Consider the following 26,316-nt stretch of genomic DNA (forward strand, 5'->3'; position numbering starts at 1 on the left):
TTTATTTTAAAACTCTATAATCAATGAGAAAATTTGTACTATTTTCTGTTGCTCTTGGATTGAGTTTTCCTTCTGAATCCTATTCTTTTACAAAGAAAGAAGGTACGTTGAACAGTGGTAATTTAACAAGCGCTCTTCTACGTTCTTCTGCAAAAGGTGCGGTTCAAAATACGGTGCAAGGTACTGTAAAGGATGGAAAAGGTCCAGTCTCTGGGGTAAGTGTATTTTTGATTGGCGGTACTGCGTCAACAAAGACCGATGCTCAAGGACAATTTAAAATTACAGCTGCCGTGGGGAGCAAGTTGCGTTTTTCATCTGTTGGATACGTGACGAAGGAAGTTTCCGTAACTTCAGGTTCGCTTGATGTGACGCTAGCCGACGATAATCAAGCGTTGGATGAAGTTGTGGTGGTGGGGTACGGTACTCAGAAAAAAGGTAACTTAACTGGTGCTGTTTCTACTATTAATGTAAAGGATAATCTTCAGGGCCGTGCTATTGCAGATGTTGGCCGCGGTATTCAAGGTACGACACCGGGTCTGACTGTTGTGGTGCCTAGTGGAGAAGTTGGTTCCGATCCGGTGATGAAAATCCGTGGTCAAATGGGTTCGATTGCTGGGGGATCTAGTCCGCTTATTTTATTGGATAATGTGGAGATTCCAAGTATCCAATTGGTTAATCCTGCTGATGTCGAGTCTATTTCGGTACTGAAGGATGCAGCTGCTTCTTCTATTTATGGTGCTAAAGCTGCATTTGGTGTGGTATTGATTACCACAAAAAAAGGAGCAAAGGGTGGCGATAGCTTCAATATCAATTATTCCAATAACTTCTCCTTCCAGAACTCTGCCGTAGATTATAATATGGGCGATGTGAATGCGCTCAAATACTCTTTGGAAGCAGCTGAACGTGTCGGGGAATCTGAGACAGGTGCTTTTTACAAAATTAACCGCGAAAGCTATCAGCGGGCATTGGATTGGAAAAAGAATTACGGTAACTCCATTGGTGCTAATGATCCTACTGTTTATGGCCGTGATTGGTATGTCAATCCTGCCGAACCTACTAAAAAGTATGGTGTTCGTACCTACAACGTAGAGGATTATATGATCCGTAAGGCTGCCCCTACTTCTCAGCATGATTTAAGTATTTCGGGTACATCGGGTAAGACACAATATAATTTGAGCATGGGGTTGTTGAGTCAGTCTGGTATGATGAAAACAACGGATCATGACAAGTTTAACCGTACAAATGCGGCATTGCGCATATCCTCTGATATTAATAAATATTTAACGGTGCGCGGTGGTGCTATGGTGTCGCGCCGTAAAAAAGAGTACCCTTATACAACAAGTTCAACGACCGCAGATCCGTGGTTGTATCTCTATCGCTGGAGCTCATTGTATCCGATGGGGTATGACGACAGAGGTAATATGATTCGTAGCCCATGGAGCGAGACGTCTTCCGCAAATACGGCGAGTTTCCAAAATAACTACATCAATTTGAATTTAGGAGCAACTGTGAATATCAAGAAGAACTGGAAAGTTGATTTTGATTACACATTCTCCAATCAAGAGGAAATCACAACGCAGCCTGGTACACGTTTTACTGCGGCAGATTCTTGGGTTGCGGGTGTAGCGAGAAAAGATGCTTCGGGTAATCCGATCTATGTAAATTCTGATGGTCAGGTGGTTGCTGCAGGTGCTACAGGAGCGATGGCTGCATATGATCTGAATTACTATACGTATACGGCTAATGGAGCAAATCCTGATCACTTTTTGAGAGCTTCAGGTGCTCGTCGTAATAATACTATCAATGCGTTCACGACCTATGATTTAAATCTGGACGATGATCATGATTTCAAATTTATTGCCGGTGTTAACCGTGTGACGTTGGATTATGATATGAACTCTTCGCAAACATTTAACTTATTGGATATTCGTAATCCACAATTGGGTTTCGGTGTAAATACGTCTGCGCAATTGGCGAAAGGTGATGCTGCATGGGAGGCACAACTAGGCTATTTCGGACGTGTAAATTATGCCTATAAAAATAAATACCTTGTGGAGGCAAACATTCGCTATGATGGTTCTTCGAAATTTCCGAAAGATTTGAAATGGCAATGGTTCCCATCTTTCTCGGCAGGTTGGGTAGCTTCGGAAGAGAGTTTTATGGAATGGGCTAAGCCTACACTTAATCAGTTGAAGTTTAGAGGTTCGTGGGGATCTATTGGTGATCAAACTGTACCACCGAGTTTATACACATCGACCATGATACCGGGGGATGTAGCTTGGTTGGGTGCTGACGGTAGCCGTTATTTTACGATTGGAACTCCTTCGGCAGTAAGAAGTGAATTGAAGTGGCAGCGTATTGAAACGACAGACATAGGTTTGGATATGCGCATGTTCAAAAATAAATTGGGATTAGTTTTCGATTGGTATAGAAGAGATACTAAAAACATGATCGTCCCAAGTGGTGATGTTAGTGCAACTTTTGGAGCTCCTGCACCACAGGGTAACTTTGGCGCCTTACGTACACAAGGATGGGAACTCGCTTTAGATTTTAACCATCGTTTTGAAGGCGGCTTTGGCTTTAATGTCAGAGGAACGTTATCGGATGCGAAAACGACTATTCTGCAATATACAAACACGCGGGTAATTTCAGATTACTATAATGGTAAAGATGTGGGTGAAATCTGGGGTTATCGTACTGATAGATTATATCAGGCGGGTGATTTTGAATATGATGCTTCGGGAAAGATGGTGGAGATTGAAATTAATAAAAAGAAATTTAATAAGCTTTCAGATCCTAACGGCGCTTACAATACCTTCCCGACAAGCAGTAATTTTAAATTTGGTCCTGGTGACGTGAAATTTACTGACTTGAATGGCGATGGTCAGATTAATGCCGGAGCTGGTACCTTGGATGATCATGGTGATATGGAGATTATCGGTAACGAAACACCGCGTTATGAATACGGCTTCCGTTTGGGATTTGACTATAAGGGCTTTGATCTTTCTGGATTTATGCAGGGGGTTGGAAAACGTCAGATCTGGGGTAATGGTTTCTTGACGATTCCTGGTTATAACGCTTCGGATGGTGCTATGCCTTCAGCAATTGCTGATAATTTCTGGTCGGCAGACCATACAGGTGCTTTCTATCCGAGAGCATATAATAATGCGGCAAGCAATGATGCAAACAATATGGTTAAACAGTCCCGTTACCTATTGGATATGTCGTATTTACGTATTAAAAATATCACATTGGGTTATACCTTTCCGTCGACATTGACGCGAAAAGCATTTATCAAAACGGCAAGAGTATATACTTCATTGGAAAACTTCTTCACTTTTGATAAGCTGAACGGCTTACCGGTAGACCCAGAGGCAATCAATGGATTTTCTATTTTTAATGCTACAAATTATAACTCGGGTAGAACAGGTGTTGGTACACCAATGTTTAAGTCGGTGTCGTTTGGTGTTCAGGTTAATTTTTAAAATTTACAACAATGAAATTTACAAAGAAAATAGCATTTTTGGCGCTTGGAGCAACGTTGGTGCTATCATCCTGTAATAAAGACGTGCTTGATCGTAATCAGTTGACAAGCTTGGAAGATGATAAAGGTTGGGGCAACGAACTTGCGCTGCGCCTGTACGCTAACGGTTTTTATGCCAATTATTTTACGGGATATAATACAGGTTTCGCTAAGGCTTATGCGCCGGTGACAGGTTATGATTTTTCGGATGATCTAACGAAGAAAAATATTCAGGATAATTTTGAGAATACGATTCCTACAAGTCGAAAAAATCAATATTCCAGCACGATAGCTTTAATGGAAACTCCTGAAATGATCCGTGAGTATGCGGGTCCAACTTGGAGTTTTACTTATGTGCGCAAAGCAAATATCTTTATCGACCGTATTGAGAACAAAACCAAACCGAATATCAATGATGAAACGTACCGTCATTGGATGGCGGTAGCTCGTTTTTTCAGAGGGTTTGAGTATAGCCGATTGGTCGAAGTGTTTGGTGACGTACCTTATTATGATAAGGAATTGAAAGATACTGAACTGGATTTGATGTACAAGGATCGCGACAGCCGTGCGGTAGTAATGGATCATGTGTATGACGATTTTCAGTATGTACTGGATAATATGCGTACAAATGATGGTAAGCAATATTTGAATAAATATGTGGCGGCATCGTTTATCTCCAGACTGATGTTGTTTGAAGGTTCCTTTTTGTATTATCACAATTTAGATAAGGAAAGAGCAAAAAAATACCTTGAAATGGCACAAAAAGCCGCGGAAGTTGTTATGGCTTCCAATGCCTATAATTTTAGCAGTGATTTCAAAAGCTTATTTGCTTCGGATGATTTAAGTGCTAATAAGGAGGTGATTATGTACCGCGCTTATGATGCTACGAAAAGCGCAACGCATAGTGTAGGATCGTATAGTAATGGTACAGAAGGCCAGAGTAATGCTGCTAATCTTGTGTTGATTAAATCTTTTATCTGTAACGACGGTAAGCCATGGCAAAGTTCTTCTTTGGCAAATGCAAATAGCTTTACGCTGAAAGATCTGGCGCTTACGCGTGATCCACGTTTTGAGGCTTCCATCTACGAGAAACCCCTAACATCTTCGTCGACACTTTTCTATGCGTATAAGTTTGCATCCCGAGAAGCTTTGGGTTATTTGGGCAAAACTTATCCGGCAGCTTGGGCTTCCAGTACAAATACCTCGGATGCTCCTGTGATCCGCCTGGCGGAAGTTGTGCTGAACTGGGTTGAGGCGAAGCAAATTTTGGCAGAAGGTTTCGGTGGTGTTGCAGTGACACAGACTGATATCGATAAATCCATTAATGCGATCCGTAATCGTCCACTTGACGCTGTTGCGGTTGCAAAGGGTGTTCAGAAAACAGCTCCATTGCAAGTTGGCGCCATTGCAAATGATCCTTCCCGCGATGCTGACGTTTCGCCGTTGATGTGGGAAATCAGACGTGAGCGACGTATGGAGTTTGTTTATGAAGGATTACGTCTGCTTGATATCAAGCGTTGGAAGAAGTTGAATTACATGGATTTCAGCAAAAACAACGACTATTTCTTGGGTCCTTGGATCAATGTTAAACAAGATATGCCGGCCTTGTTGGTGGATAGCAAAAAAGGTTTGTTGAAAGTGGTGGATGCGAATGGTAATACCATTTCGTATGATGGTACGAATGGCGATAAGTTAATTGGTTATTATCGCGTTGAGGACGTACGCAACCGGGAATCATTTACAGATCGCTCTTATATTGCGCCTGTTGGATTAGAGCAGGTGAATGAATATGCTGCCAAAGGTTATAAGTTAACCCAAACTAAAGGGTGGTAATTTAATTTACATATCTATTAAGCCTTGTCTATGTTTATAGACAAGGCTTTTTTATGCTCTAATAGCGAATGCTGTCTAGGCGCATCTCAACCAATATCTAACATTGCTTTTGCATAAAAACGCAATATTATTTCTGTTTTATGCATAAAAACGCTATTTTTAAGAAAACATTACGCATGAGGTTTCCAATTATTACCTTTTTTATTGCATTATCTTGCATTTTTAATGTCTCGATTGCACAGCAGTCTTTCAAATTCGCTCACGTGACCGATACGCATGTTGGCGGTGCAACAGGAGCGGAAGATTTGCGACGTACAGTAAAGGATCTAAATACGGTGAAAGATATTGATTTCGTGATACTGTCTGGTGATATCACCGAGTTTGGTGCTGATCATGAGCTCAAGCTGGCTAAGCGTATTTTGGATAGCTTGCAGCTTCCCTGGTATGTTATTCCGGGGAATCATGATGGAAATTGGTCTGAAAATGGAGCGAATACTTTTCGCACCGTTTTTGGTGGTGAAACTTTTTTCTTCAAGCACAAAGGCTATGCATTTATGGGGACCAATTCTGGTCCGAATATGCGGATGAGCCCCGGTCAGATTCCACGCGAAAATCTGGTCTGGATGGACGCTGTTTTTGCCGCGAATCCGGATAAACAGCTGCCATTGATCTATATTAACCACTATCCACAAGATTCATCGTTGAATAACTGGTTTGACGCGTTGAAAAGGGTTAAAACACGGAATGTTCAACTGGCAATTTGTGGGCACGGGCATATCAATAAATTATACGATTGGGAAGGAATTCCTGGTGTAATGGGGCGCTCTAATCTGCGGGCAAATAAGGAAATTGGTGGTTATAATATTGTAACCATTGCAGACGGTAAGGCCACTTATCAAGAGCGTAACCCGGGAATGGGTACCCAGGAAAAGCCCTGGCTCGTTGTCCCTCTTTTCAATCATCATTTTGAAAATGAAACCGCGACTTACCCACGACCTAGTTATGCTGTCAATACAAAATATGCCAATCAAGTTAAGGTCAATTGGACTTTTGAAGATGCAAGTGATATCGGAGCGGGACTGACGGTTTACAAAAATAGCGTGATTACATCAAACACTGCCGGAGATATCTTTGCACTCGATTTAAAGACCGGCAGGAAGTTGTGGGCATTCCGTACTGGTGGTAAAGTGTATTCCACGCCTGCAGTTTCGAAAGGAATCGTGGTGGCTGGATCATCGGATCATGCAATTTATGCCGTGGATGCTCGGAATGGTCGATTACTGTGGAAGGTGCAGACAGAGAAAGCTGTTTTGGGATCGCCATTACTACACGATGGCGTCGCTTTTATCGGCGGTTCTGATGGTAAGTTTAGAGCGTTGGATATTAAAACAGGTGCTGTAAAATGGAGTTTTGATCAGGTCAAAGGATTTGTGTCAACATTACCGACCTATTATTTGGGCAATGTCATTTTCGGTTCATGGAGTAATGGGTTTTATGCCCTGAATGCCAAGACAGGTCGTCTTTCCTGGGAATGGAACAATGGACAGGCCAATCGCATGTTTTCTGCTGCTGCATGTAATCCAGTCGGCGTAAATAATCGTGTTTTTGTGGTTGCGCCCGATCGTTTTATGACAGCGCTGGACGCGAAATCAGGAGCAGTTATTTGGCGGGAAAAAAGAGATACAATTCGAGTACGGGAGTCGATGGGGCTTTCTGCAGATCGTAAATTGGTTTATGTAAAGACAATGGATGGTGATCTGTTGGGTGTATCGGTGGCCGGAAACAGCATGGATGTTGTTTGGAAGTCTGCATTGAAGTTACCTTATGAGTTGACGCCGTCGGCTATTAGTACAAACGGTAGATTGGTGTTTGTGCCGAGTCATTCGGGTTTACTTTCTGCAGTAAGCGCAAAAACAGGCGAAGTTGTATGGCAATATAAAATATCGAATGGAATGCTAAATCCCGTTGCAATAAATGGTCAAAAAGGTGTGATTGCGAGCACAATGGATGGTAAAATAGTGTCGTTAGCATTTTAAACAATTGGACGTAAAGATCTTTTTTGAAAATAAATGCCTTGATATGATAAAAAAATGTCTAAACTTCTTAAATTTACGTCAAGCTTTTATGCTTGTTTTTGCATGTTTTGTTTGTAACTTTGCGAAAGCACAGCAAAATGCTTGGATTAGAATAAACCAATTGGGCTATACTCCGGCAAGTAAGAAGGTTGCAGTATGGGGTGGAAAATCAATCAGGCAGCTTCGTTCTTTTGAGATTAAAAACGCAAAAACAGGTAAAACTGTGTATGTGCATCCTGTTGGAAAAGATTATGGGGCCTACGGTCCTTTTATTCAAAGTTTTCGTTTTGATTTTTCTGCCGTACAAGATACAGGACGCTTCTTTGTTCAAGCTGACGATGTAAAATCAGCAACATTCCGAATTGCGCGGGACGTTTATCAAGGGGCCGCAGATTTTGTATTGCGATATATGCGACAACAACGCACATTATTCAACCCTTTTCTGCAAGATAGTTGCCATACACACGATGGTTTTACACTTTACGCCGGAAAGGTGGGTATTCAAGATAGTTCGTATATCGATGCTGGTGGTGGTTGGCACGATGCTTCTGATTACTTGCAATATGCGACAACCTCGGCAAATGCAACATTTCACTTGCTTGCTGCCTATCGTGATTTTCCAAGAGTGTTTGGTGATTGGAAGCTGGCGAATGGGCTTGATGGTAAAAATGGTCGTGCGGATGTTCTGGATGAAGCGAAATGGGGATTAGATTGGTTGTTGAAAATGCATCCCAAGGCTAATGAAATGTACAATCAGATTGGAGACGACCGGGATCATGCCAGTATGCGGATGCCTAAGGAAGATCCGTATTATGGACGTGGATTTGAAAGGCCGGTGTATTTTATCGATGGTGCGCCACAACAACGGGGCAAGTATAGGAACAACACGACCGGTACAAGCTCTACTGCGGGTAAATTTAGCAGTGCTTTTCGCCTCGGGGCGACGTTGTTTGCTAAGGAAGATCGGAAGTATGCCAGACTGCTGTCGAAGAAATCAGCGTCCGCCTATGCCTATGCCAATATTAAGCCCGGCGTGACACAGACGGTTTCTGTGAAATCGCCCTATATCTATGCAGAAGACAATTGGGTGGATGATATGCAGTTGGCTGCTGCAATGGGGTTTTCAGCGACAAAGAAAAAGAAATTTGCCCAAGAGGGTTTACAATATGCCAGACAGGAGAAGGTGACACCTTGGATGATAACCGATACTGCCGCTCACTATCAGTGGTATCCGTTTATCAACCTTGGACATTATGAACTGGCAAAAGGATTAAAAGGGCAAGATCGCGAGGAGATTGTTTCTTACTATAAGCAAGGGATTGAGGAAGTTAATCGCAGAGCAGAGTTAAATGCCTTTTATCGGGGAGTTCCCTTTATCTGGTGCAGCAATAATTTGACTGTCTCTTTTGCCATCCAATGTTTGTGGTACAAGGAACTGACAGGAGATGCACAATTTGATGAGCTCGCTCAGGCTAATTTTGACTGGTTGTTTGGGACAAATCCCTGGGGAACAAGCATGGTTTATGGTCTTCCATCTTGGGGCGATACACCTGTGGATCCGCATTCGGCATTCACGTTTCTGGGAAAGCACCCGATCGACGGAGGTTTGGTTGATGGCCCTATTATGGCATCAACTTATCGCAATTTGATTGGTATCAAGCTGAATAATCCCGATCGTTATGCGGAGTTTCAAAGTGATTTGGCCGTCTATCACGATGATTACGGGGACTATAGTACCAATGAGCCGACCATGGATGGAACAGCTTCTCTCATTTATTTGCTTGCTTCAAAAGAGGGTAAGGCCATGGAGGAGCCTATTGGAAAAAAGTAACCCAGGATATTTTTGGTGCTATTGTCCGGGGCGACTCGACAACACAAAAGGTGGCGCTGATGTTTACTGGTCATGATTTGTCGGAAGGTACTTCAGCAGTGTTGGATGCCTTAAAACGTCATCATGTAAAAGGTTCATTTTTCTTGACAGGTGATTACCTCAGAAATCCGACCTTTAAACCGTATGTGCGTCGGATGTTAAGGGATGGTCACTATGTCTCGGGGCATTCGGATAAGCATCTTTTGGTCAGCGACTGGGGAAGTAGAAGTGTGTTATTGGTTACACGCGACTCTTTTGTGACTGATGTAAAGGCTAATCTGAATGCATTGCAAAGTGCAGGTATTAATAGCCGAAATCTGTCCTATTATATTCCTTCGTATGAATGGTATACGACTGAAACGGTCAATTGGGCAAAAGCGTTGGGGCTATCTTCGGTTAATTATACACCCGGAATACGGACAGCGGCCGATTATACGTATCCTGAAATGGGGGTTCGTTATTTGTCATCGGAAGTGATTCTCGACAATCTGTGGTCCTACGAGGCACGATTTGGGCTTAACGGGTTTATGCTGTTGATTCATATGGGAACGGATGACCGGCGTAAAGATAAACTGTATCATCATTTGGATGATATCATTCGCATATTAAAGGGAAAAGGGTATCAATTTGTAGATGTGCCCGATTTATTGAAATAAAGAAATACAATACATACTAATAATGGTAAATACAACGGAGAAAGATTCGAATTATCAGGATTTGGACAAGATGTCTGTGCATGAATTATTGACTAATATCAATAATGAGGATAAATCTGTGCCACTTGCTGTAGAGCAGGCTATCCCTCAGATTGAAGCATTGGTTAAGGTCACTGTGGAGAAAATGAAGGCTGGTGGTCGAACTTTTTATATCGGCGCTGGTACGAGTGGCCGTCTAGGCGTGTTAGATGCATCTGAATTACCTCCAACTTACGGTGTGCCATTTGAATGGATAATCGGCTTGATCGCCGGTGGCGATACCGCAATTCGGAAAGCGGTTGAATTTGCAGAAGATGATCTGGAGCAGGCCTGGAAGGATATGGAAGCCTATGATATCGATGAGAACGATGTTGTGGTGGGTATTGCGGCTTCTGGCACGACTCCTTATGTGATTGGTGGATTGAAAACCGCAAATGAAAAAGGACTTGTGACAGGATGTATCGTCTGCAATGGTGGCTCTCCTATTGCGGAAATAGCGCAATATCCTGTCGAAGTAATTGTGGGACCAGAATTCGTCACTGGGTCTACACGCATGAAATCGGGTACTGCACAGAAGCTGGTATTAAATATGTTTAGCACCGCAGTTATGATCCAATTGGGTAGGGTCAAAGGGAATAAGATGGTCGATATGCAATTGTCAAATCATAAGCTGGTAGGTCGTGGTGTGCGTATCATTATGGATCAAACAGGGGCGCCCGAGGATGAAGCTGCTGCTTTGCTTGAGCAGTTCGGGAACGTGAGACAGGCGATAGAATCCTATCAGGCAGCGCATTGACTATAACCAATTACTAATCACCTATTTTAAAAACAAACTATGTCACCAGTAATATTATTATCTTTTATAATAATCTATTTTGCGGTTTTGCTAGCAGTTGCGCACTTTACCTCAAAGGGAGCTTCTGATAACTCTACTTTTTTTGTTGCAAACCGTAATTCTAAATGGTATATGGTCGCCTTTGGGATGATCGGTACCGCACTCTCCGGCGTAACTTTTATTTCAGTTCCCGGTGCCGTCGGTGCTTCCGAATTCAGCTATTTCCAATTCGTTCTTGGCAATGCAGTGGGGTTTGTCATTATTGCCTACGTATTGCTTCCGCTCTATTACCGAATGAATCTGACGTCTATCTATACCTATTTGGAAGAGCGTTTTGGGCACACTACTTATAAAACTGGTGCCGCTATTTTTTTGGTTTCCCGAACGATAGGTTCCGCATTTCGTCTATATTTGGTCGCCATTGTATTACAGCATTTTATTTTTGATGCCTGGAATGTGCCTTTCGCGATTACGGTCGTTATATGTTTGGTGTTAATCTGGATGTATACCAATAAGGGCGGTTTAAAAACGATTATCGTAACAGATACCCTACAGACTACCTTCTTAGTGACTGCTGTCATTCTTTCCATTTATTTTATGGCAAAAGGATTGGATTTTGGTATTGTGGATACTTTTGAGGCCGTGAAAGAAAGTAGCTACTCCAAGATCTTTTTCTGGGATGATTTTGTGGGCAGTAAAGCAAATTTTTGGAAACAATTCTTGGGAGGAATTTTTGTGACCATTGCGATGACAGGGCTCGATCAGGATTTGATGCAGAAGAACTTATCGATGGGGACCATTAAAGAGGCGCAAAAAAATATGATCACTTTTACAAGCGTTTTTGTGGTCATTAATATTTTCTTTTTGGCTGTAGGCGCTCTGTTGTATATCTATGCGGCTAAAAACGGTATTGATGTCACCCAGTTGGCCACGCGTGATTATTTGTATCCGGAAATTGCATTGAACCATTTGACCATCGTTCCTGCCATTATTTTTATGATGGGTTTGACAGCTGCTACTTTTGCAACGACGGATAGTGCGCTAACGGCCTTAACGACTTCTTTTTGTGTAGACTTTTTGAACTTCAATAAAAAGGAAAACCCCAATGATCCAGCTTTGATCAAACAGCGTAACTATGTGCATTTTGGCTTTTCTATTGTGATGTTATTGGTTATTCTTGTCTTTAAGCTCATCAATGACGATTCGGTCGTCAATGCAATTTTTACCGCGGCGAGCTATACCTATGGACCTTTATTGGGCTTATTTGTTTTTGGGATTTTTACAAAATATGCGGTGCGGGATAAGGCTGTACCTTACATCTGTATCCTTTCGCCAACTATATTATTTTTGCTTAAGACCTATATTATCGAGGTGCATACGCCTTATGTTATCGGATTGGATCTAATTATCATTAATGGCTTTATTACATTTGTGATGCTTTTGATCAGTACGCCGGGTAAAGCTAGCGAAAGCGCATTGTCCCACAACTAATACATTTTGGCTATAAAAAGTTTCTCCATTGGTGAGAAGATGTAAATACAAGTATTGATTTGATTTGTACGTACAGAAAAATTAAGTTAAGTTTGATATACTTAGTTTTTCTGTACGTATGTATCATAGCATAAATGAGACTACGGAATTTATCCGTAGAAAAATTGGAGATTTTACTCCAGAGTTCGGTATCATCCTAGGTACCGGTTTAGGTAAATTGGTTGATGAGATTGAAGTCGAGTATCAGCTGATGTATTCCAATATACCTAATTTCCCTATTTCAACTGTTGAATTTCATTCTGGTAAGCTTATTTTTGGCAAGCTGAGTGGCCGTAATGTGGTCGCCATGCAAGGAAGGCTACATTACTATGAGGGTTACGATATGCAGCAGATTACATTTCCAATCCGTATTATGAAGGTGTTGGGGATAAAAAAATTGTTTGTTTCAAATGCTGCCGGATCGCTAAATCCTGAGGTAAAAAAGGGTGACCTCGGCATTATTGAAGACCACATCAACTTATTGCCCGACAATCCACTTCGCGGACAAAATCTGGCTGAGTTTGGCCCACGATTTCCGGATATGAGTGAGCCGTATAACCAGGAGATGATCGCACAGGCTCTTGAAATTGCGAGCCAACACACGATTACTGCACGAAAAGTTGTTTATGTTTCTTCTGCGGGTCCTAATTTGGAAACCAAAGCGGAGTATCGCTATATGCGTTTGATCGGTGGGGATGTGGTCGGTATGAGTACGGTTCCGGAAGTTATCGTTGCCAATCATATGGGGCTACCGGTATTTGCCATTTCAGTTGTTACGGATGAAGGCTTTCATGAACAGCTTAAACCTGTATCCCTGCGGGAAATTGTTGCGGTTGCGGAGAAAGCGGAACCTAAAATGACATTAATTTTGAAAGAATTAATAGCTTTGCAATAAATTGCATCTTCATGTAACACCGGTGAGGGAGAAGGTTGTCGGATTTGTGTAGGGTGAAGGGTAATTGGTTCATTCAGGTGAATTTAGCTTTTTTGGTTTTTATATAATTTTAGATGAAGTTGTTTGTACGCATTCTTGCCGCATGGTGTTTTTTATTTATTTATTCCATGGATGTCATTGCGCAGAGCAAAGAGGATTGGAGCAGTGCATTGGATTCGGCGAGAGCCAAGGAGGACGGAAAAAAGGATTCTGTTATCCTATCGGCCAAGTATATCCGCTATGCAACATTGGATATGTTGAAAAAAGGCACCTATACAAGACAGATTGACACTTCACATCATAATTACCAATATTATAACCCGCAAAATTTACCTTGGAATCCCAGTGTGAATCTCGGTTCTTATGGTCTGGCTACGCGCGACCTGCTGTTTCAGCCTAAAAAAACCATTGGATTTCAGTCTGGTTTTACCGCATTGGAGCGTTATTTACTAAATCCTGATTCGGTTCAATATTTTAGGGCACGGGCCAGATACTCTGAGTTGTCAGCGGTGGGGTTTTTCTTTAATGATCAGGTTTTTAGGGCTCGGGTAGCGCAAAATATCAATTCCCAATGGAATATGAATGTGGATTTCCATTCGACTAAAACGGATGGTTATTACCTGAATCAGAATTACTCCGACTTAAAGGCTTCAATTGCCTCGTGGTACGAATCAAAAAATAATCGGTATAACCTGTTGATCAATGCGGTATTTAACCGGTTGGATGCCATGGAAAATGGCTCTATTACCGAAGATCGCCCGTTTGCACCTGAAAACAGACAGGCTCCAAATCGTTTTAACCCTAAATTTGGCAATTCTGACAAGAATGTGATTCCACGATCCAGATGGTGGGATAAATCATTTTTTCTAAGACAGTCGCTTTACGTGGGGCGATTGGATACCATTGATAAAGGTAAGCCCACCATGGAGATTCGGCCTACCAATAGCATGGCGCACAATACCCGTATTAGAAGACAAACCTATAACTTCTTCAAGAATACGGATGATCAGAATGCAGTGTTGCCCTACAACAACAAAGCCTTGGCATTAAATAATGATAAGACCCTGATTACAAATGTTTCGAATGAGTTTGAATACAACTTTTTCCTCCGTGGGAAGTCGGTATTTAAGAATGAGGCAAAATTAAACCTGGCGTTTCAGCACGATATGAACTGGGTGGAGCAAAACCAGCTCGATTCCAATCGCTATTATAATAACCGCGCGGCTTATCCGCAGGCGATTAATAAATTGCCGGATAGCACCACGTTTGATCGCTTTTACCAAAATGGCATCGTAAAGGGCGAATTGGGCTATCAGTTTTCCGACCGTCTTGATTTTAGTTTGAAGGCGAATCAGATTGTATTCGGTCACAATTTTGGGGATTTTTTATATGATGCCAAAGCGGATATCGCTATGGGCGATAAAATCGGAAAGGTAACGCTTTCTGCGTATTCACAGAATAAGTCCCCTGAGATGGTTTTTGAGAATTTAAATTATACGTATGCAAAATGGAATGATTTGGATCTTAAAAAGACTAAAATTCAGAATCTCGGTTTTCAATATGCTAATCCGATGCTTGGTTTTCATGGTAAGGTTGAATATTTCCTGATGAATAATTATACGTATTTTGCAGAGCGGCCCAATCCGCAGGACGATCCTAAAAATGACAAATGGATTGTTCCGACCCAATTGGATAAGGCCAATTTATTGAAGGTAACGGTCGGACAAAAATTTAAATTGAACCATTTTACTTTAGACAACCTGGTTGTCTATCAAAAGACAGATCAACAAAACGTATTGGCGGTTCCCGAATTGTATACTTGGCATAGTTTGTATTACAGCAATCTTTTCTATAAAGTAATTGATTACAGCATTGGTTTGGATGCGAAGTTTAATACACCTTATGCAAATCCAAATTATTCGGTTGGTACAGGGCAATTTTACAATGCATATAAGCAAATCGAGTTTTCGACTTATCCAATTATGGATTTGTGGATTACAGCAAACATACAACGGGTAAACATGTTTTTGAGCTATAATTTTTTAAACCAGAACTTCTATCCACACGGATACTACACGGTTCGGCGCTATCCGATGAATACCGCCAACTTTAGGTTTGGAATTTCGTGGAAGTTCTATGACTAAAAATTATTTCGGTGTTTCTTAGCTTGTTGTGATCGTTAAGGCATAAAATCTTATAAAATAATTTTGAGAATAGAATTTTTAAGCTATATTTGCACACGCAATTAGGGAACGGCGTTCTTTAAAAAAGTATGGAGGCTTAGCTCAGCTGGTTCAGAGCATCTGCCTTACAAGCAGAGGGTCACAGGTTCGAATCCTGTAGCCTCCACCATACAAAGTCGGAGAATTAGCTCAGCTGGTTCAGAGCATCTGCCTTACAAGCAGAGGGTCACTGGTTCGAATCCAGTATTCTCCACCAATCCAAAACGGAGGCTTAGCTCAGCTGGTTCAGAGCATCTGCCTTACAAGCAGAGGGTCACAGGTTCGAATCCTGTAGCCTCCACAAAGCATCATTGACTGGTGCTTTTTTTTCGTTAGGGGGTTTAGCTCAGCTGGTTTAGAGCACTACCTCGACAAGGTAGGGGTCACTGGTTCGAACCCAGTAATCCCCACAATAAAAAAAAGCGTTCATCATGAACGCTTTTTTTTATGCATTGAATTGCCTGTAAATTTCGAAATTCCCTTTCAGGTAGTTAGTCTGCTTTGGGAATCTCTTGTGGTTATTTTATTGTTAGTTCTTCTTTTTACCTAGCTTAATGCCGTAGCCTGTCGTCCATTCAATAAAGTCGGCTTTACCTCCATGGGCTTTAATAGAAACGCCAGCAAAGAAATCTTTGTAGACTTTATAGCGTACACCTACTCTAAGGTATATGGGCATGCTCTCGCCATTGAATTTGTTGCGATGCAGGTAGGCCCCTACATTTCCGTTGATATACAATCTGGAGTTTAAAACATGGTCGATGTAGAACGCTGGTCCATACGAAAATAAGGCTGAAAATTTGCCAGCTTTGTCGCCTGCCACCTTTTCATCATTCCCGCTGGCAGAATAGAATGCATCAACCCCAGCGCCGAGGCGCCATTTGTAGCCCAAATGTCTGCTATAATAAGCTCCCAACATCGATTTAAAATATTGGCTATCATGCTCCCGATCGATCTGCTTGAAACCAAAGGCATAATTGAAATGTAGCTCTTCGGTTTTCTCCATCGGGGGAATATGCGTTTTTCTGTAGTCAAATGGCTTGTCTGTTGGTGTATACGAAACGGATAAACTCAAAGGGACGAGATTTATCCCTGTATTGGGTAATGCCAGTGCTCCATTGCTGAAGTGGTGAAATGCCGCGCCAGCACCAACCTGAAAATGTTTGTTTAACCGATAGTTGGCCTGAATTCCGAAATCAATAAAAACGTTGTTTTTACTGCCGATAAGGAGGTTGAAAGGGTTATCTTCTTCGTTATAGGGGTTGAATCTGCCGGAGAGACCGAGGGCAATCCGATAATTGAAATTCCATCTCGAATTTACTTTTGGTCGAATGGGGATAGCCACAAAGCCGTATGCGGCAAAAGGCTGGCCCAGATGTTCCTGTCCAAAGGTGCTGCTATAGATACCGATACCGTAGATCGGATAGTTGTACAGTTCATTGTAGATGCTTTTTATTGAATCTTGAAACTGGGTTTGAAAACCTACTCTGAAATTTAACCCATTATAGTAAGAATCAGCTAGTGTTTCTTTGGAGCGTTCATTGAATTTAAGTTCGCCGCCGCTTTCATGTTCAAGTTGAAATATAAGTCTTTTCTTGGCTGGGATAAGGCTTTGTAAAGTGTCTGTTGAAGTTTCTATTCGAGGTGTAACCTGGGCTGTGGTACGAAAGGAAAGCAGTGCCAAGGTTACAAAAGCAAGTATTCTTGATGTCATGAAATAAAACGTTAGCGTTTTTTAAAATTTTTGCAAAAGTAAGCATGATATACCATTGTAACAAAAGTATTTAAACGGATGGGATATAAAGGTATCAAAACTGCCCGTTTTTAGCTACAGCTTTTTAATCCGACACAGGGAATTGTGCCCTTCGTTGTCACGATATCAAATGGATAAATAATTGTGGGTTATGCCTTTAATTATATTGCATATAAAAAGCAATTTATCTAAGTTTGAGCTGAAAAGAAAAAGGAAATATGATTAAAAACCTATTTAGAATTACTGCTGTTACGTTTGTACTAACAACAGCGGGGGGTGCTTTGTTTGCTCAGCACGCCAAATTTAATTGGAAAGAAGCATCTGAAGGGGGGTATACCTACAAGTACGTAACCAACGATCCTACTCATTCGCGGTTCTATAAGTTAAAAAATGGCTTAACTGTAATATTGAGTCCCACCAAAAAGGAACCCCGTATTCAAACGTACATCGCTACAAAGGCGGGTAGTAAAACAGATCCGAAAGATCATACTGGTTTAGCGCATTATCTGGAGCATATGCTATTCAAAGGAACAGATCAATTTGGGTCGAAAGACTGGAACAAAGAAAAGCCGCTGCTGGACCAGATTGATGCGCTCTATGAGAAATACAATAGTACAACAGACGAAACCGAACGGAAAGCAATTTATAAGGAGATTGATCAAGTGTCTGGAGAGGCTGCTAAATATGCGATAGCCAATGAGTACGATAAATTGATGGCGTCGATGGGGGCCGAAGGAACGAATGCTTTCACTTCATTTGAACAGACTGTTTATCAAGAGCAAATTCCTAGCAATGTGCTGGATAAATATCTGGCAGTGCAGGCGGAAAGGTTTAGAAATCCGGTATTGCGCTTGTTTCATACCGAGCTTGAAGCTGTTTATGAAGAGAAAAATATAAGTCTCGATAAAGATAATCGTAAGGCCGTGGAATCGATGTTTTCAGCGGCTTTTCCTGATAATAATTATGGAAAGCAGACCACAATTGGGACTGTTGAGCATCTTAAAAATCCGTCGTTGAAGGCAATTCGGGAGTATTTCCATACGTATTATGTCCCTAATAATATGGGTGTTATTATGTCGGGTGATTTTGATCCTACTGAGGTCGTTAAAAAAGTGGATAAGAGCTTTGCTTTTATGCAGCCCAAAGAGATTCCTGCCTACACTTTTGATGCTGAAAAACCAATTTTGACACCTATTGTCCGTGAGGTCAAAGGTCCGGATGCAGAGTTTATGCTGATGGGATTCCGTTTTCCGGGTGCTGCAACGAAGGATGCCCGCATGCTCAATTTGATGAGTCAGATCTTGACGAACGGATCTGCGGGTCTGATCGATCTGGATTTGGTGAAGAACCAAAAATTGTTGGGTGCTGGTGCTTTTCCTTACGTATTAAAAGATTATTCCTTGCTGCTACTACAAGGTAATCCTGGTCAGGGACAGCGCTTGGAAGAGGTAAAGCAGCTACTGTTGCAAGAATTGGCGAAATTGAGAAAAGGTGATTTCTCGGATGATCTGATAACCGCAATTGTCAATAATGCAAAGAAAGATGAAATTAAACAGAACGAAAGCTATGGCGACCGCGCTGAATCATTGATGGATGCCTTTACTTCTGGTCAAGATTGGGCATCTGTTGTGGGGTATTCGGATGAGTTAAATAAGATTACCAAGCAAGATGTGGTGGACTTTGCAAACAAATACCTGAACGACAATAATTATGTTGTCGTTTATAAACGTAAGGGGGTGGACAACAGTGTAGTTAAGGTTGTTAAACCAGAGATTACGCCTGTAACGGTCAATCGTGACGACCAATCCGATTTCCTAAAGCGGGTTGAAGCAATGCCGGAGGATAAAATCCAGCCGGTATGGGTAGATTATGATAAAGCTATTCAGAAAGCTACTGCAAATGGACTGCCAGTGCTTGCTGTAAAGAACTCAGATAATGAGCTGTTTTCCCTGTCTTATCGTTTTGATGGTGGAAAATGGGGTAATAAGTTATTGGCTTTAGCTGCTGGTTATCTTGAATTTTTGGGTACAAAGGATAAGTCAAGTGAACAGTTTAGCAAAGATTTTTATCAATTAGCTTCTGATTTTTCGGTGTCTGCCGGTAACGAAGAGACCATGGTGTCGATTTCGGGTTTAAATTCAAACTTCACGGCCACATTGAACTTGATCCAAGATTTGTTGCGCAATTGTGTTGCTGACCAGGAAGCTTTCAAAATGTATATTGCCCGTGCAAAAAAAGCGAGAGCAAATGCGAAAGAAAGCAAGACTGCAATCATGGAGGGCTTGAAATCCTATGCAAAATATGGTGCTAAAAATCCATTTAATAATGTGTTTACAGATGCTGAATTGGATGCTTTAAAAGCGGAAGACTTGGTGAAGGTGTTGCACGATTTGGTTAATATGAAGCATACAATGCTTTATTTTGGTCCGTTATCGGCTACGGAATTTGTGGCGAAAGCGAAGCCTTTAAAACAAAGTACCGGAGCCTACGTAGCGGCAAAAAAGGCGGTTGTGTTTGAAGAGTTACCAACAACCAAGAATCAGGTGCTTTTTGCTGATTTTGATATGAAGCAAGCTGAGGTGTTTTGGTATAGAAGTTCAGAAGCTTACGACAGTGCCCTGACGCCTACAGTTTCGTTATTTAATAATTATTTTGGCGGCGGCATGGGAAGTATTGTTTTTCAGACTATCCGTGAGTCAAAAGCTTTGGCATATTCCACTTATGCTTATTATGGCCAACCGTATAAAAAAGGCAATCGGTATACGGTAGGAGCTTACGTCGGCACACAGGCAGATAAGTTTAACGATGCGATTAAAGGCATGAACGAGTTGTTGGATGTATTGCCTGAAAGTGCTAAAGGACTGGATATCGCGAAAGTTAGTCTAGAAAAGTCAATTGCCAGTGAGCGTGTGTTGAATGCTGCTATTTTAGGGAGTTATTTGGCAGCACAACGCTTGGGAAATACAACTGATATTCGTAAAGTCGTCTACGAAGAGGCACCGAAATTAACGTATGACAATCTGCATGCTTTTCATAAAAAGGAAATGAGTCAAAAGCCCTATGTTTATTGTATCGTAGCGAAAGAAGACAGTCTTAAGCCAGCTGATCTCGCCAAATTAGGCGAAGTTAAGAAGCTGGATCTAAAAGAGATTTTTGGGTATTAGCTCAGCCGCTATTAGCGTAGCCTTTATACACCTGAGAGAAGCCTTCAGTGATACTGAAGGCTTCTTTTGGTATGGGGTTATTAGAATCGGATAATTTCATCAATCTGCTCATTGATGAATTGCAGTGTATCTTCCTTAAATAACTCTCCGTCATCATTCAATTCATTCTGAACGCCGGGTATAAAAATCTTGAGTGGAAGTACATGCATTCTTAAATAGTTGCATATCCCAGTGAGATGATCGATTCCACGGAGGTTGCCATAGCGTCCAGAAGATAGTCCGACCAATGCAACTTTCTTGTGATAAAAGCTGATCGGAAATGTGCAGCAGTCAATAAAAAGCTTGAGTGCTCCGGGTATACTTCCGTTGTATTCTGGGGCGATGAAGATAAACAGTTCCGCTTTACTGACCTTTTCTTGGATAGGTTCGAATGCTGTGCTTCTTTTGCCATAAAGATCTGTCTCTAAAATGTTTGCTGGTAGATCTTCCAAAGAAAAAATGTCACTTTCAATTGACTTACGATCAAGTATTTGCTTGTAGCACTTTGCTATTTTTAACGTCTTGCTATTGGGGCGGTTTGTTCCGGATATTATTAAAATCATTGTGTTGTTGGTACTTATAAAAAGCGCAATTTCAAAGTGGATACATATCTCGATTTTTTGTATCTTAGCATCCTGAGGATATGTGCTTTTGCTTCGTCAAAAGTACGAAATATGCTGAACTTGTTCTGTTAATTTGAGTTGCGGATAGAGATTTTGGCAAATTGATCTTCAAAAAAGTGACATGTGGGATAAAATGACATTTTAATTAAGAAAGATTTTCATTCAGATGGGAAAAGTAATTGCAATCGCAAATCAAAAGGGTGGGGTCGGAAAAACCACAACGTCAATTAATTTGGCGGCTAGTTTGGCGGTTTTAGAATATAAAACATTGTTAGTGGATGCAGATCCTCAAGCAAACTCTACTTCTGGGATTGGCTTTGACCCGCGTACAATCACCGCAAGTGTATATGAATGTTTGGTAAATGATTTGGATCCCCGGGAGGCTATCCAATCGACAGAAACGCCAAATCTTGACCTTTTGCCTGCTCATATCGATTTGGTTGGGGCAGAAATTGAGATGATCAATATGCATGAAAGGGAGTACAAGATGAAAAAAATCTTGGATCAGGTGAAACATGATTATGATTTTATTATCATTGACTGTTCGCCTTCTTTGGGCTTAATTACAATCAATGCACTGTCTGCTTCGGACTCCGTCATCATTCCTGTACAGTGCGAATACTTTGCTTTAGAGGGTCTTGGTAAATTATTAAACACGATTAAGATTGTTCAAAATCGTTTAAATACGAGCTTGGAGATTGAAGGGATTTTGTTGACCATGTACGATGTCCGTTTGAGGCTGTCTAATCAGGTGGTCGAGGAAGTGAAAACACATTTCACGGATTTAGTTTTTGATACGATTATTCAGCGGAATACCCGTTTGAGCGAAGCTCCAAGTTTTGGAATTTCTGTTATCATGCATGATGCGTCCTGTAAAGGGGCAATCAATTATTTGAATTTGGCGCGTGAGATCTTACAGAAAAACGGGCATCTTAGTGAAATGAATAAAACAGTAACCGCATAATATGGCAGCACATCAGCGTAAAACAGGACTGGGAAGAGGTTTAGGTGCGCTATTAAACGATAGTGTAGAAGTTCCTGCTAAAAGTAATCAGCAAGTGGAAGAAGCTCCTCAAGTTACAACCACAGCTGTAAAAACAACGAATGAGAATGGCAGTATTAGCCATGTCCGTGTAGAAGAAATAGCTGTCAATCCTTTTCAACCGAGAACAGAATTTGACCCGGTTGCCTTACAGGAACTGTCGGAATCTATTCGTCTACAGGGGTTAATTCAACCCATCACCGTACGTAAAATTTCGGATGGTAATTATCAATTGATTTCCGGCGAACGTCGTCTCCGTGCTTCACGTTTGGCTGGCATTACCGAAATTCCAGCATATATCCGTACAGCCAACGACCAGCAGATGCTGGAAATGGCTTTGATTGAGAATATCCAGCGGGAGAACTTAAATGCGATTGAAGTAGCCTTGAGTTTTCAGCGCATGATTGAGGAGTGTAATTTAAAGCAGGAAGAGCTGGGAGAGCGTGTGAGTAAAAACCGGTCTACTGTCACAAATTATCTTCGTTTATTGAAACTTCCGCCTGTCATTCAAGCGGCGATACGGGATGGAGCATTGACCATGGGACATGCTCGCGCATTGATTAATATTCCTGAAGTTGATAAGCAGCTTTATATCTTTAAGTTGATTATTGATCAAGGTTTATCTGTTCGTAAGGCCGAGGAATTGGTTCGTGAACTACAAAAAGGTGGTAAGAAAAAGGCTGGAAAGGATAAAGCTCCGATGTCTTTTCAACTACAGAAAATTGAAGATGATCTGGCATCTAAATTCTCTTCGCGTGTCAAATTGAATCTCAAGAGTACCAAAGGGAAAGGTGCTATCGAGATCCCTTTTGAATCAGAGGATGATTTAAGTCGCATTCTAGAATTATTAGATTGGTAATATGGCCAAATTAATAAGCTTGATACTTGCAGTGTTTGCGCTGGCGATAGTACATGGGCAGACGGTGGATTCCATTGCGAAGAAACAAGTGGCACCTGTAAAAATAGATAGCATAAAGCAAAAAGGGGTACAGGATACTGTAAAGAAAGAATCTAGGAAAGAACGTAAAAAGCGGGAGAAAGAGGAAGCTAAGGCAAAGGAGAAGGTGGTGTTCAAAGATTCGACCCGCTTGGCTATTGAAGCAAAAAATAAGCAAGCCTGGAAACGTTCTTTGGTTCTTCCCGGATGGGGACAATATACAAATGGAGGCGTTTGGTGGATAAAGGTCCCTGCAATTTATGGCGGGTTATTGACAACTGTGCTTGTTTTTGATTTTAATAACCGTTATTATAAAGAATTGTTGGGGGTATTGCAAGACAAGGCTCTTGGAAGGCCAATCGATCCATATTATCTCAACGTTTCCGAGCAGTCTATCATTCGTGCAAAAGATAATGCGCGGCGAGATCGCGATCTCATGGTGCTTCTTACTTTGGGAGTGTATGGCCTTAACGTCGCCGAAGCCTATATCGACTCGATGCTTAAATATCGTTGGAGCATTGGTGATGATAAGCCTAAAAAGACTGCTTTATTAATTGGACCGACTCTAATGGATGCCAGTCTCGCGTCGGGAACTTATTCGTTTAAACCAACTGTTGGACTTAAATTGACCATGAAATTCAATTAAAATCTGATTTCTTCAACCTCATATTTCGATCGAAAATGACTGTTGATGTGGGGATGTATAATCTGAATTTCAGTAATATTAGTTTTACACGGTCTGTAAGATCAAGGATTATGGTTTTTAAATAGGGGTATTTCATTGAAATTTTTTAATTTTAAAAATAAACTATACTTTTTTCTGAATATATGAACATCATTCTCTTGGGATATGGCAAAATGGGGCAGATTATCGAAAGATACGCACTAAAAAGAGGCCATCAAATTTTTTTAGTTGTGGATGAACATAATCGTCCTAACCTGACTGCTGATGATATGAGAGGAGCTGATGTCGCGATAGACTTTAGTGTGCCTTCTGCAGCATTGGATAATATAAATCTTTGTCTGGAAGCAGGGGTGCCTATTGTGGTAGGGACAACGGGCTGGTACGATCAATTGGAAGATGTTAAGGCGAAGTGTTTGGCGTTTGGAGGTTCGATTTTGTACGGGTCTAACTTTTCTATCGGTGTGAACGTGTTTTTCCATATCAATCGCATGTTGGCAAAAGCATTACAACCTTACAAGCAATATGATGTTCAAGTCGAGGAAATTCACCATATCCACAAATTGGATGCTCCGAGTGGTACCGCAATAACCATTGCTGAGGGGATATTGGAGAATAGTGATGTGAAGACCAACTGGGTGAATACTGTCGTTGGCGAGCAAGATGAAATTATTCCAAAGCCCCAAGAACTTTTGATAGAAAGTCATCGCATTGAAGAAGTTCCGGGAACACATACGGTACTTTATAGTTCGGAGGTTGACCAGATAGAATTTAAGCATACTGCACATAGCCGTGATGGCTTTGCTTTGGGTGCTGTTGTTGCTGCGGAATGGTTAAATGGTAAAAAAGGCTTTTATCAAGTTACAGAGATTTTTGATTTTAATAAATAGTACTAATTAGTAGTTTATGGGCTTAATTATATTTGCGGTTTTAACAGCAATATCGGGATATGGGTTGTGGCAATTGTTTGTTAAAGCTGGCAGAAATGGCTGGGAAGCGATCGTTCCTTTTTACAGCCAGTATATTCAGGCAAAATTGATGGGGAGACCGCTATGGTGGGTAATATTATTGCTCGTTCCAATTGTCAATGTCTTTATTTTCTATAATCTTTATCTTGATTTTATCCATTGTTTTGGGAAGCGTCGTTTTTGGGAGAATGCGGCTGCGGTTTTAGTCCCTTTTATCGTGCTGCCCATGTGGGCAAAGGATAATAATGTGCGTTTTTTGAACGGCCTGTACGCTAAGAATCTGAAAGCTGCTAGTCAGGAAGGCATTGTAATGACTGAAGAGAAGCGTGCCGAAATAGCCCTTGAATCCTATAAAGAGTATAAAATTAAATATCCATACAAAAAGTCTATGGTACGCGAATGGGCTGATGCTATCGTATTTGCCACTGTCGCAGCGTCCCTTATTCGTGGTTTTCTGATCGAAGCTTATATGATTCCGACAGGATCTATGGAACGTACCTTGTTGGTTGGCGATTTCTTATTCGTCAGCAAGTTGAATTATGGGCCACGTATTCCTAATACGCCGATTGCTTTTCCTTTTGCGCATCATACCATGCCCATTACAGGAGGGAAAGCATATTCTGAATTGATAGAACTCCCTTATAAACGTCTACCTGGATTTCAAAAGATTGAGCGCAATGATGTGGTCGTCTTTAATTTTCCCGCTGGTGATACTGTCGCCCTCGAAAACCAAAATGCAAGTTATTATGATCTTGTTCGAGCGTATGGCTGGCAGACCGTGAATTCGCAGTTTACGATTCAGGCAAGGCCGATTGATAAGCGTGAGAACTATATTAAACGTTGTGTGGGATTGCCAGGGGATAAGATTTCCATGAAAGATGCCAAGCTTTTTGTAAATGATCAACCGGGATTTGATCCTCCTGAAAGTCAATTGGACTATCTGGTATTAACGGATGGTACACCCTTAAATATGGAAAGGTTAAAGGAGTTGAGAATTGAAGCAGTAGGTGGCGATCAGCAGCCTGGGGTCTATCAGTTGTTCATGACTCAAGATGAGCTGGCCATTGTAAAGTCCTGGTCGAATGTCAAAGAAATCAGAAGGAGCCCCGTTGGAGAAGGTGCTTATCCATATGATGCGCAATATAAATGGAATTTTGATAATTTTGGACCGATTTTAATTCCGAAAAAAGGTTGGTCAGTTGCTTTAAATGAGCAGACTTTACCCATCTATGAAAGAGCTATCCGCGTGTATGAGAATAATAAGCTTGAAAAGCGGTCGGATGGAATCTATATCAATGATGTTAAAGCAGATCACTATACATTTAAAATGGATTACTTTTGGATGATGGGTGACAATCGGCATAATTCGCTAGATTCAAGGGGATGGGGATTTGTTCCTGAGGATCATATTGTTGGAAAGGCTTTATTTACTTGGATGAGCTGGGATGACATTGGTACGGGACTTTCGAAAATTCGCTGGAATCGAATCTTTAAGGGGATTCATTAATCGGTGCAAATCAACATGCTAGCCTTCTGATCTGAAGGTAATAAAAAGGGCTTTCATTAAGAAAGCCCTTTTTTCTGAAATAACTTG

General features: G+C 41.3%; 17 protein-coding genes and 4 tRNA genes. 19 read left to right on the plus strand and 2 right to left on the minus strand.

Annotated elements, in window-relative coordinates; translation table 11 throughout:
- Positions 1-23: 23 nt before the first annotated feature.
- The 13 genes from B3E00_RS08490 to B3E00_RS08550 all read left to right on the plus strand — a co-directional run bounded on the left by B3E00_RS08490 (position 24) and on the right by B3E00_RS08550 (position 15,927).
- Positions 24-3,485 carry a SusC/RagA family TonB-linked outer membrane protein gene (locus B3E00_RS08490; RefSeq protein ID WP_293884163.1) on the plus strand — a complete coding sequence of 1,154 codons (3,462 nt, stop codon included), beginning with the start codon at positions 24-26 and terminating at the stop codon, positions 3,483-3,485.
- 11 nt (positions 3,486-3,496) lie between these two features.
- Positions 3,497-5,356: a RagB/SusD family nutrient uptake outer membrane protein gene (locus tag B3E00_RS08495; protein ID WP_293884161.1), complete on the plus strand. Its 1,860-nt coding sequence runs from the start codon at positions 3,497-3,499 to the stop codon at positions 5,354-5,356.
- 176 nt (positions 5,357-5,532) lie between these two features.
- On the plus strand, positions 5,533-7,392 hold the full coding sequence (locus tag B3E00_RS08500; RefSeq protein ID WP_293884159.1) for a PQQ-binding-like beta-propeller repeat protein: 1,860 nt from the start codon (positions 5,533-5,535) through the stop codon (positions 7,390-7,392).
- A 43-nt stretch (positions 7,393-7,435) separates the two neighbouring features.
- Positions 7,436-9,262 (plus strand): glycoside hydrolase family 9 protein, encoded by a 1,827-nt coding sequence (locus B3E00_RS08505; RefSeq protein WP_293938062.1) that lies wholly within the window; start codon positions 7,436-7,438, stop codon positions 9,260-9,262.
- A gap of 59 nt (positions 9,263-9,321) precedes the next feature.
- On the plus strand, positions 9,322-9,957 hold the full coding sequence (locus B3E00_RS08510) for a polysaccharide deacetylase family protein (RefSeq protein ID WP_293884155.1): 636 nt from the start codon (positions 9,322-9,324) through the stop codon (positions 9,955-9,957).
- Between the two features lie 22 nt (positions 9,958-9,979).
- Complete coding sequence (gene murQ, locus B3E00_RS08515; RefSeq protein WP_209578509.1) at positions 9,980-10,792, plus strand: N-acetylmuramic acid 6-phosphate etherase; 813 nt, start codon at positions 9,980-9,982, stop codon at positions 10,790-10,792.
- A gap of 39 nt (positions 10,793-10,831) precedes the next feature.
- Entirely contained in the window at positions 10,832-12,322 is a 1,491-nt protein-coding gene (locus B3E00_RS08520) for a sodium:solute symporter (protein WP_209578510.1), read from the plus strand.
- A 118-nt stretch (positions 12,323-12,440) separates the two neighbouring features.
- On the plus strand, positions 12,441-13,256 hold the full coding sequence (locus B3E00_RS08525; RefSeq protein ID WP_293938064.1) for a purine-nucleoside phosphorylase: 816 nt from the start codon (positions 12,441-12,443) through the stop codon (positions 13,254-13,256).
- 113 nt (positions 13,257-13,369) lie between these two features.
- A complete protein-coding gene (locus B3E00_RS08530; RefSeq protein ID WP_293938066.1) occupies positions 13,370-15,439 on the plus strand; it encodes a putative porin in 2,070 nt (689 codons plus the stop codon).
- A gap of 130 nt (positions 15,440-15,569) precedes the next feature.
- Positions 15,570-15,647 (plus strand) — tRNA-Val (locus B3E00_RS08535).
- A gap of 9 nt (positions 15,648-15,656) precedes the next feature.
- A tRNA-Val gene (locus B3E00_RS08540) sits at positions 15,657-15,734 on the plus strand.
- Between the two features lie 9 nt (positions 15,735-15,743).
- Positions 15,744-15,818 (plus strand) — tRNA-Val (locus B3E00_RS08545).
- Between the two features lie 34 nt (positions 15,819-15,852).
- Positions 15,853-15,927, plus strand: a tRNA-Val gene (locus B3E00_RS08550).
- A gap of 119 nt (positions 15,928-16,046) precedes the next feature.
- Here B3E00_RS08550 and B3E00_RS08555 read toward each other — a convergent pair.
- Entirely contained in the window at positions 16,047-17,228 is a 1,182-nt protein-coding gene (locus B3E00_RS08555; RefSeq protein ID WP_209578513.1) for an acyloxyacyl hydrolase, read from the minus strand.
- Positions 17,229-17,485: 257 nt separating this feature from the next.
- Between B3E00_RS08555 and B3E00_RS08560 the strand changes: the two genes are divergently transcribed.
- Positions 17,486-20,431, plus strand: coding sequence for a M16 family metallopeptidase (locus B3E00_RS08560; RefSeq protein ID WP_293938068.1), 2,946 nt, complete (start codon positions 17,486-17,488; stop codon positions 20,429-20,431).
- An 80-nt stretch (positions 20,432-20,511) separates the two neighbouring features.
- Here B3E00_RS08560 and B3E00_RS08565 read toward each other — a convergent pair whose 3' ends face one another.
- The gene (locus tag B3E00_RS08565) at positions 20,512-21,033 is read right to left on the minus strand and encodes an NADPH-dependent FMN reductase (protein WP_209578515.1); all 522 of its coding nucleotides are present in this window, start codon (positions 21,031-21,033) and stop codon (positions 20,512-20,514) included.
- A 226-nt stretch (positions 21,034-21,259) separates the two neighbouring features.
- Between B3E00_RS08565 and B3E00_RS08570 the strand changes: the two genes are divergently transcribed.
- The 5 genes from B3E00_RS08570 (at position 21,260) to lepB (ending at position 26,229) form a co-directional block, all read left to right on the plus strand.
- A complete protein-coding gene (locus B3E00_RS08570) occupies positions 21,260-22,057 on the plus strand; it encodes a ParA family protein (protein WP_209578516.1) in 798 nt (265 codons plus the stop codon).
- 1 nt (position 22,058) lies between these two features.
- Positions 22,059-22,994: a ParB/RepB/Spo0J family partition protein gene (locus tag B3E00_RS08575; protein ID WP_209578517.1), complete on the plus strand. Its 936-nt coding sequence runs from the start codon at positions 22,059-22,061 to the stop codon at positions 22,992-22,994.
- 1 nt (position 22,995) lies between these two features.
- Positions 22,996-23,718 carry a DUF5683 domain-containing protein gene (locus B3E00_RS08580; protein WP_209578518.1) on the plus strand — a complete coding sequence of 241 codons (723 nt, stop codon included), beginning with the start codon at positions 22,996-22,998 and terminating at the stop codon, positions 23,716-23,718.
- A gap of 182 nt (positions 23,719-23,900) precedes the next feature.
- Positions 23,901-24,644: a 4-hydroxy-tetrahydrodipicolinate reductase gene (dapB, locus tag B3E00_RS08585; RefSeq protein ID WP_209578519.1), complete on the plus strand. Its 744-nt coding sequence runs from the start codon at positions 23,901-23,903 to the stop codon at positions 24,642-24,644.
- Positions 24,645-24,660: 16 nt separating this feature from the next.
- On the plus strand, positions 24,661-26,229 hold the full coding sequence (gene lepB, locus B3E00_RS08590) for a signal peptidase I (RefSeq protein WP_293884139.1): 1,569 nt from the start codon (positions 24,661-24,663) through the stop codon (positions 26,227-26,229).
- Positions 26,230-26,316 lie beyond the last annotated feature (87 nt).

The organism is Sphingobacterium sp. UBA5996 (assembly GCF_002429765.1).
Classification (GTDB): domain Bacteria; phylum Bacteroidota; class Bacteroidia; order Sphingobacteriales; family Sphingobacteriaceae; genus Sphingobacterium.